Source organism: Pseudarthrobacter sp. NPDC055928 (assembly GCF_042270935.1).
Taxonomy (GTDB): domain Bacteria; phylum Actinomycetota; class Actinomycetes; order Actinomycetales; family Micrococcaceae; genus Arthrobacter.
In genome coordinates, this window is the sequence record NZ_JBHJZH010000037.1 from 1 (window position 1) to 7,941 (window position 7,941).

A 7,941-nucleotide genomic window follows, 5' to 3' on the forward strand; every position below is an offset into this window, starting at 1 on the left:
CCCACCGGACCCCAGCCTGTCCTGATCTCCCTGGCCATCACCCGGGAACTGGACCTCAAAGGCTCCTTCCGGTTCAATGACGAGATCGACGACGTGATCACCGCCCTCGCCGACGGCACCCTGCACATCAACCCCGTCATCACCCACGACTACCCGGTGGGCCAGGCCCTCGAAGCCTTCGACGTCGCCCGCAACTCCGCCGAATCAGGGAAAGTACTCCTCAGCTTCGGCCACGGGCGGACTTCATGAACGCGCACCTGCCGCCCTGGTGGTCATGGGCGTCTCCGGCTGCGGGAAGTTGACTATCGGCCCCAGCGGCAGGGCTCTGATGAGGGGACGGCGGCGGGCAGGTAGCTTTGAGTCTCAATACATTCGAAGCCAGCCATCACCCTAAAGCGTCAGGAACCGAAAACCCTATGCGCAGTTTCACGTCCCTCGAGCAACGGATCGACGCCGGAGCACATCGTTTCCTCGACAACGCTGCGGCTGGAGGATTCCGCTCCAGGCTCACCGAGTTTGTGGTGTTTGGCCTCAAACAGGCATGGGCCTGCATTTTCGGTGCAGCCCTGCTCGCCGTGTTGATGGCGGCCCGGCTGTGGTATCCCGAGGAAGCAGCATTGGCCAGGAACGACTTCCTGACCATTGCCGCCGTGCTTATCCAGGTCCTGATGGTGGTTGCGCGGCTGGAAACACTCCGCGAGCTGCGGGTGATTGTGCTCTTCCACCTGGTGGGAACGGTGATGGAGCTGTTCAAGACCGACGTCGGCTCCTGGTCCTACGAGGCCGAAGGCTTCCTGCGCATTGGCGCCGTTCCGCTGTTCAGCGGCTTTATGTACGCGGCCGTGGGTTCGTACATGGTGCGCGTGTACCGGCTTTTCGATCTGCGTTTCGCAAGGTATCCGCGCAGGTGGATCACCGCGATCGTGGCGGCAGGCATCTACGTGAATTTCTTTACCCATCACTACATCTGGGACGCGCGCTGGGTGCTGCTTGCCGCCGTCGTAATCATTTTTGGGCGTTGCGTGATGCACTTCCGGGTTTTCCGGCGGAAGTTCCGCATGCCCCTGGTCATCGCCTTCCTGTTGGTGGCGCTGTTCATCTGGATTGCGGAGAACATTGCCACCTGGTCCGGCGCCTGGCTCTATCCGAGCCAGCTGAACGGCTGGCAGCTGGTGCCCTTTGAGAAGCTGGTGGCGTGGTTCCTGCTGATGATCATCTCGGTGGTACTGGTGGCGTGGGTCTACAAGCCCGAGCCGCCGGAAAGGCCCGAGGAGTCTGCCGAGGCTCTGCCGGCGGTTGCCTCGGAAGTGTTGTCGGCCGACTGACGCACTGGCGTGCGGTCAGCAGCCTTGGCCCCTGTCCGTATCCGCGGGGCCGGAAGGGTCAGCATGAACAGGCTGCCTGCGATCATGGCGGCACCGACCCAGGCGAGCGCAGGCAGGCGTTCGCCTACCACGATCACTGCGAGGACTGCTGCCACCACCGTCTCCGCGAGGGACACGGTGGTGGCCGTGCTCGCCCGGACGCGGGCCAGGCCCCAGCCGAACAGGACGTAGCCGGCGAACATGGGGACCACCGCCATGTAGGCGCCCACTGAAAAGTTCTGCCAGGACACAAGGAACGGAGCGCCGGTCGCCACCAGCACAGGCATGAGCAGCAGCCCGCCGACGCCGAAGACGGCTCCCATGACCGCGCGTGATGGCGCGCCGGTGTTGATCAGGCGGTGAGCGGCCCAGGAATACAGTGCGTAGGTCAGTCCGGCCAGCAGTCCCAGTGCGATGCCTGCCGGCGTCGAAAATTCGGCGCCCGGTGGCTGATCCGGGTGGCCTGCTTCCGCGAAAGACTCCGCCAGGCACAGCAGCGCAGCGCCCGAGACGCCAAGGACCGCCCCGACGGCCCACCGGCGGGTAAGCCGCCTTTTGTCCACCACACGCTCGATGACGGCGGACGCCAGGGGTGCCGAACCGATGGAGACGACGGTCCCGACGGCGACGCCGGCCAGATGCATGGACGAATAGAAGGCGAGCGGGTACATGGCAACGGCCAGTGCGCCCAGGGCCAACGTGCGCCACTGGCGGCGCAGGGAACCTCTGAACGCCAGTATTGGACGGGCGGCAATCGCAGCTTGAAGCAGGCCGCCGAAGCCCATGGCCACTGCCCCGATCGCCAGCGGGCTGACATCCGGGGCGAAGGTGGCTGCAGTGCCGGTGGTGCCCCACAGAACGGACGCGGCGAGCACAAACACTGCACCCCAGGTGGCTCCCTGAAAACCCGGCGTTTTCACAGGTTCCCGATCAGGGTAGCGGCAATCCGGCGCGCTTCCCGGACACGGTTGTCGTTGCCTTCGAGGCCGGCGCGGACCATGGAGCCTTCAAGGAGGAATGCCAGATGCTGCGCCATGGCCGCTGCCTGGTCCGCTTTGTCCGGCAGAAGCTCGGCCAGGTGCCCGGACAGCAGCGCTTCAACTTCTTCCTTGTGCCGCCGGACCACTTCCCGGCCGGGGTCTCCGGCGGGAAGTTCAGCGGCCGCATTCAGCAGGCCGCAGCCGCGGAAGCCATGCTCGTAGGCCAGATCCGCGTGGTCCGCGTAGGCATCAAAGACGGCCAGAACGCGGTCTTTCGGGTTCGCCGCCTTCTCCAGCCTTGCCCGGTACAGCCCCAGCCACTCTTCATGGCGGGCGTACAGGTACGCGGTGACCAGGTCAGCCTTGGACGCGAAGTTGTTGTAGAGGCTCTTCTTGGCCACGCCTGCTTCGGCTGTGATGGTGTCAATGCCCGTCCCCGTCAGGCCGTACGCATAGAAAAGCTTGGCGGCCGCGTCGAGGAGTGCGTCACGGGCAGGCCGCCTGGGCGGTGTGGTCTGTGCAGCGGTCTGTTTCCTGATCATTGCCGTCCTGGCTGAGGAAGATAAGTAGGTAGCCCAGTCTACCTACAATCTGACCGCGGGCAAGCGACGGGCGGATCGGCGCCAAAGGTTTCGTGCAGTCCCAGTTGCGACCCGAACAATTCCGGCTAGCCTGTTTCTTGGGCGGCACTACAAGCTGACCGATGATGGGGCGGGCATCGTGATTGTTATTGTCGGAGGGTCCAATGGCCATTGATTCGTGGGGCGGACGGGTAACATCCTCCCGCTTGGGCAGGGAGGCCGCAAAGATATCCGGGCTGCCGGACGATTCCCCGGCTGCCATGACAGTGCTGGTGGTGGACGACGACGAAGGCTCCCGTCTTGTGGCGAAGGCCGCCGTCGAAAGGTCCGGGCATGAGTGCATCGTGGCGGCGGATGGCGATTCTGCATGGCGGCTCTACCAGGAGCGCCGCCCCCAGGTGGTGGTCAGCGACCTGATGATGCCGGGGCTCGACGGGTTTGACCTGTGCCGTGCGATCCGGGCAGCCGAAACCGGCTCCTATACATACGTTGTGCTGCTGACCTCGCACCGAGCCCAGGAAGACGTGCTGGAAGGGATGAAGGCCGGGGCCGACGACTACGTGAGTAAACCCCTGGACCCCTTTGTCCTGCACACCCGCCTGCTGGCTGCGCGGCGGGTGACCACGCTCCATGGCGCCTTGGCAGATGCCCTTGACGAAGCCAGGGACAGCAATGAAAGGCTGGCGGAATTTACCGGCCGCGTCAGCCATGACCTCCGCAATCCGCTGACCTCCATTCTTGGTTACGTTGAGCTGGGTGCGATGGAAGGTGAGCCGGCTCCCGAGGAGGCCGCTGAATATTTGCACATCGTGGGCAACAGTGCCCGCAGGATGCTGTCCATGGTGGAAGAACTGCTTGCGTTCGCCACGATCGGCGGGTCGGTGTCCAGGGCACAGCTGTCACTGGCCAGCCTTGTCAAGGACGTCACCGACGACTTGAGCCTGAATCTGAGGGAGGCCGGTGCAGTGGTCGAGTGCGGGGATTTCGTTTTCGAAGCTGACGAAAGCCAGATGCGCGTGGCGTTGCAGAACCTGATCCAAAACGCGGTGGCCTACCGCCGCCCGGATGTGCCCGCAGCCATTCGGATCACCGGCCAGCGGACCAGCTCCGGCGCCGTCGTGTTCGTGGAAGACAATGGCAAGGGGATCCGCGCAGCTGATCGCCGCCGGGTGATGGAACCACTGGTTCGCCTGCACCGGGACGGAGATCCTGCCGGAACGGGGCTGGGGCTGGCCACGTGTGCCAGAGTGGCGGCAGCCCACGGCGGGCGCCTGGAAATATCGCAGAGCCCCAGCGGCGGGACGGCCATCAGCATTCACCTCAGCGCACCCTGACGGCGGACGCGCGTGCAGTACCCGCCGTCGTTTTGCGCTCCGGGACCGGGATGCAATTTCACAGCGTGATTCCGGCTGTCGTGCCCCTGATGGGAACAATCCAACAAAAGGATTGTGGGGCGTTCGTGTAGATTCGTGAGTATGGCCACCCTGAATCCGAATGCCGAACCTGACTCTTTCCGCGTACTGCCTGGCGGAGCGTCCAGGCTGCGTGTGGCGGTGCCGTCGGTGGCAACCCGCGTGGCCGCTGAACTGCGGCTGCAGATCGCCGAGGGCGACCTCCAGCCCGGAGTGAAACTCAAGGAAGAAGCCCTCTCCGAAGAACTCGGCGTCTCCAGGAACACCGTCCGCGAGGCCTTCGCCGAACTCGTCAGTGAGCGCCTCCTGGTCCGCGAACCCAACCGCGGCGTCTTCGTTGCCAGCCTGGGCGCCAAGGACATCCATGACGTCTACACAGTCAGGCGCGCCATCGAAGTGAGCGCCGTCCGTGGCGGCGGCACCCCCGAACGCATCGCCGCCGTGCGGGCGGCAGTTGAAGAAGGAAAAAGGGCGGCAGCCGTCGGGGACAACGAAGGCCTCGGCAGCGCCAACCAGCATTTCCACGGGGCACTCGTGGCCCTGGCGGACAGTGAAAGGCTGAACACCATCATGTCCCAGGTGCTCGCCGAGATGCGCCTCTTCTTCCACAAGGCGTCGGTTGACGGCGGTTTCTACCAGCATTGGCTGGCGGACAATGACCAGATATGCCAAGCCCTCGAAGCCGGCAAAACGGAACTTGCCGCCGAGCGCCTGACCGACTACCTCAACCGCTCCGAAGAGCACCAAGCCGCGGTGCACGCGGCCGGGTCTATGGCCTCGAAGTAAATCCCAGCAGCCACTCCGCGGCCCGCAGCAAGGGAGCCCTCCTCGGTGGGGGCTCCCTTTTGCCACGCCCGGGAACGGGCCTTTCGCGAACCAAGTGGGAATCAACCCTTGACGGTGTGATCTGCGTCGCGTAAATTGTTCAACAAGGAGATTGTTCAACAATCCAACGATCATCGCAGTTACGACTCCCGCATCAAACTCACGGCAGCCGCCTCACCGCTCCTTTGCCCCGACTTGCGACGCAACAAGTCTGGGCACACCGGGCAACCAGAACATCCGCGCAGCGGATGACATCCACTCTCTCCATGGAGGAACAAATGGCCACTCCCCAAGCAATGGCCCCCGTTGACCCGAAGCCCCCGGTGGGGCGCAAGGACATGTACAAGGCATTCGCGGCCAGCCTGACTGGAACCGCGCTCGAGTTCTATGACTTCGCCGTCTATTCCGCTGCAGCGGCGATCGTCTTTCCGCTGATCTTCTTCCCGGCCTCGGACCCCGTAACAGGAACCCTGCTGGCCTTCTCCACCTACGCCGTGGGCTACATTTCCCGCCCCGTAGGCGGCATCATCTTCGGCCGGCTCGGCGACGAAATCGGCCGCAAGAAGATCCTGGTCATCACGCTGATGCTCATCGGCGTCGCAACTTTCCTCATCGGCCTGCTGCCCACCTATGACAACATCGGCATCATCGCTCCCGCCATCCTGGTCTTCCTCCGCTTCGCCCAGGGCGTCGGCGTCGGCGGCGAATGGGGCGGTGCGGTCCTGCTTTCCAGTGAATTCGGCGACCCGAACCGCCGCGGATTCTGGGCCTCTGCTGCCCAGATCGGCCCGCCCGCCGGCAACCTTATGGCCAACGGCGCACTCGCTATCCTGACGCTGATGCTGTCCGAGGAAGCCTTCCTGGACTACGGCTGGCGCATTGCGTTCCTGATCTCCGCCCTGCTGGTCGCCTTCGGCCTCTGGATCCGGCTCAAGCTCGAGGACACCCCCATCTTCAAGGCCATGGAAGCCCGCGGTGACAAGCCCAAGGCCCCCATCCGCGAAGTGCTGGCCACGCAGCGCCGTCCCCTTATCGCCGCCATGCTCAGCCGCATCGGCCCCGACGTGCTCTACGCGATGTGCACGGTCTTCACCTTGACCTACGGCATTCAGGAACTCGGCTTCGACCGCGGCCAGGTACTGGTTGCCGTGCTCATCGGCTCGGGACTCCAGATCTTCACCATGCCGCTTGCCGGCGCCATCTCCGACCGCATCAACCGCCGCCTGGTTTACGGCATCGCCGCAGTCGGCGCCGCCGTGTGGGCTTACCTGTTCTTCATCGTCCTCGAAGGACGGTCCCCGGTCATGCTCATCGTGGGCATCGTGCTCGGCCTGCTCTGCCACTCGTTTATGTACGGACCCCAGGCGGCGTTCGTCGTCGAGCAGTTCTCACCGCGGCTCCGCTCCACCGGCAGCTCACTGGCCTACACCTTCGCCGGAATCCTCGGCGGTGCCATCGCGCCGTTCATGTTCACCCTCCTGCTGAGCACTTACGACAGCTGGATCCCGGTGGCCATGTACCTCAGCGTGGCCTGCGTCCTGACCCTGGTGGGTCTGGCCCTGGGCCGCGACTCCAACGTTGCCGAGGACGAGGAGTACCTGCAGTCCTCCACTGAACTCGTGGAGTCCAAATGAGCCAGCCTCACGCGCAACTGTCTCCCGCTGACGCCCGGCTGAAGTTCCGGAACGGCCTGGTCACCCCCACCTCCGGCTGGAGCGACGGCTACACCCAGGCCAACCTGATCGCGGTCACGGCAGACTACGCGGACGAATTCATCCAGTTCTGCCGGCTCAATGCCAAGGCCTGCCCGATCATCGACATCATCCCGGCGGGGCAGTTTGAAAGTTCTCTCGCGGCGGGGTCGGACATCCGCACGGACATCCCCGCTTACCGGGTGTGGGTGGATGGGGAGTTGGCTGAGGAGGTTACCGACGTTGCGTCTGTCTGGCGCGACGACATGGTTGGCGTCCTCATCGGCTGCAGCTTCACCTTCGAAGCGGCGCTGGCAAGTGCGGGGATTCCGCTGCGGCACACCGAAACCGGCCGCAACGTGCCCATGTACCGCACGACGGTCGAGTGCATCCCCTCCGGCAGGATCCACGGCCCCATGGTGGTTTCCATGCGACCGATGCTGCCCGAACTCGTGGACACGGCCATCCGGGTGACGTCCGAGGTCCCCAAGGTCCACGGGAGCCCGGTCCACGTCGGTTCACCCGAAGATCTGGGCATCAAAGACATCAACCGCCCCGACTTCGGTGACGCCGTGGAGATCAGGGCAGGGGAAGTGCCTGTTTTCTGGGCCTGCGGCGTGACACCGCAGAGTGCGGTCATGGCATCCAGGCCGGCCTTCGCCATCAGCCACGCGCCCGGGCACATGTTCATCACCGATGTTCCCGAAAGCAACTACCGGGAACCGGCGGGAGCGGCATCGTGAAGCGGAGGCTGCCCGTGGCCGAGAAGCGGGCCCGCAGGGTCGTCAACGTGTCAGTGCCGCGGCAGCAGGCCACCGGCGCGCACTGTGAACTCACCGGCGTCTGGAAGAGCCCGGCGGGAGCGAGCATCTCGGTCTTCGAAGGTCAGCTCCTTCCCAGCGATTCAGGCCGGCCGTGCGTCTGGACGTACGCTGGCCTCCCGGCAGGCAGATCCGGGGCAAGAGACGCCCGGTGGGCAGTTCCGGAGCACCACAGACTGTAGAGGCAGCAAACGCAAGCGGACGACGGCGGGAACCTCCCGCCGTCGTCCGCCGGTCTGTTTTAAACATATCCGAGCCCACGGGACA

General features: G+C 64.7%; 8 protein-coding genes and 1 pseudogene. 7 read left to right on the forward strand and 2 right to left on the reverse strand.

Annotated features, from left to right (window positions below):
* Nucleotides 1-249 (forward strand): annotated as a pseudogene (locus tag ACFC25_RS22495) (L-idonate 5-dehydrogenase); the annotation flags it as partial.
* A gap of 167 nt (nt 250-416) precedes the next feature.
* On the forward strand, nt 417-1,325 hold the full coding sequence (locus tag ACFC25_RS22500; RefSeq protein ID WP_376049285.1) for a DUF817 domain-containing protein: 909 nt from the start codon (nt 417-419) through the stop codon (nt 1,323-1,325).
* Here the strand turns inward: ACFC25_RS22500 and ACFC25_RS22505 are convergent.
* Nucleotides 1,241-2,284 carry a DMT family transporter gene (locus ACFC25_RS22505; protein ID WP_376049288.1) on the reverse strand — a complete coding sequence of 348 codons (1,044 nt, stop codon included), beginning with the start codon at nt 2,282-2,284 and terminating at the stop codon, nt 1,241-1,243. The genes ACFC25_RS22500 and ACFC25_RS22505 overlap by 85 nt on opposite strands.
* Nucleotides 2,281-2,886 carry a TetR/AcrR family transcriptional regulator gene (locus ACFC25_RS22510; protein WP_376049291.1) on the reverse strand — a complete coding sequence of 202 codons (606 nt, stop codon included), beginning with the start codon at nt 2,884-2,886 and terminating at the stop codon, nt 2,281-2,283. The genes ACFC25_RS22505 and ACFC25_RS22510 overlap by 4 nt, the downstream gene beginning before the upstream one ends.
* A 299-nt stretch (nt 2,887-3,185) precedes the next feature.
* Between ACFC25_RS22510 and ACFC25_RS22515 the strand changes: the two genes are divergently transcribed.
* The 5 genes from ACFC25_RS22515 (at nt 3,186) to ACFC25_RS22535 (ending at nt 7,856) form a co-directional block, all read left to right on the forward strand.
* Entirely contained in the window at nt 3,186-4,259 is a 1,074-nt protein-coding gene (locus ACFC25_RS22515; protein ID WP_376049298.1) for a response regulator, read from the forward strand.
* A 141-nt stretch (nt 4,260-4,400) separates the two neighbouring features.
* Complete coding sequence (locus ACFC25_RS22520) at nt 4,401-5,123, forward strand: GntR family transcriptional regulator (protein ID WP_337349210.1); 723 nt, start codon at nt 4,401-4,403, stop codon at nt 5,121-5,123.
* Between the two features lie 317 nt (nt 5,124-5,440).
* Nucleotides 5,441-6,796 (forward strand): MFS transporter, encoded by a 1,356-nt coding sequence (locus ACFC25_RS22525; protein WP_337349211.1) that lies wholly within the window; start codon nt 5,441-5,443, stop codon nt 6,794-6,796.
* A complete protein-coding gene (locus ACFC25_RS22530) occupies nt 6,793-7,596 on the forward strand; it encodes a putative hydro-lyase (protein ID WP_376049295.1) in 804 nt (267 codons plus the stop codon). The genes ACFC25_RS22525 and ACFC25_RS22530 overlap by 4 nt, the downstream gene beginning before the upstream one ends.
* Nucleotides 7,593-7,856 (forward strand): hypothetical protein, encoded by a 264-nt coding sequence (locus tag ACFC25_RS22535; RefSeq protein WP_337349213.1) that lies wholly within the window; start codon nt 7,593-7,595, stop codon nt 7,854-7,856. The genes ACFC25_RS22530 and ACFC25_RS22535 overlap by 4 nt, the downstream gene beginning before the upstream one ends.
* Nucleotides 7,857-7,941 lie beyond the last annotated feature (85 nt).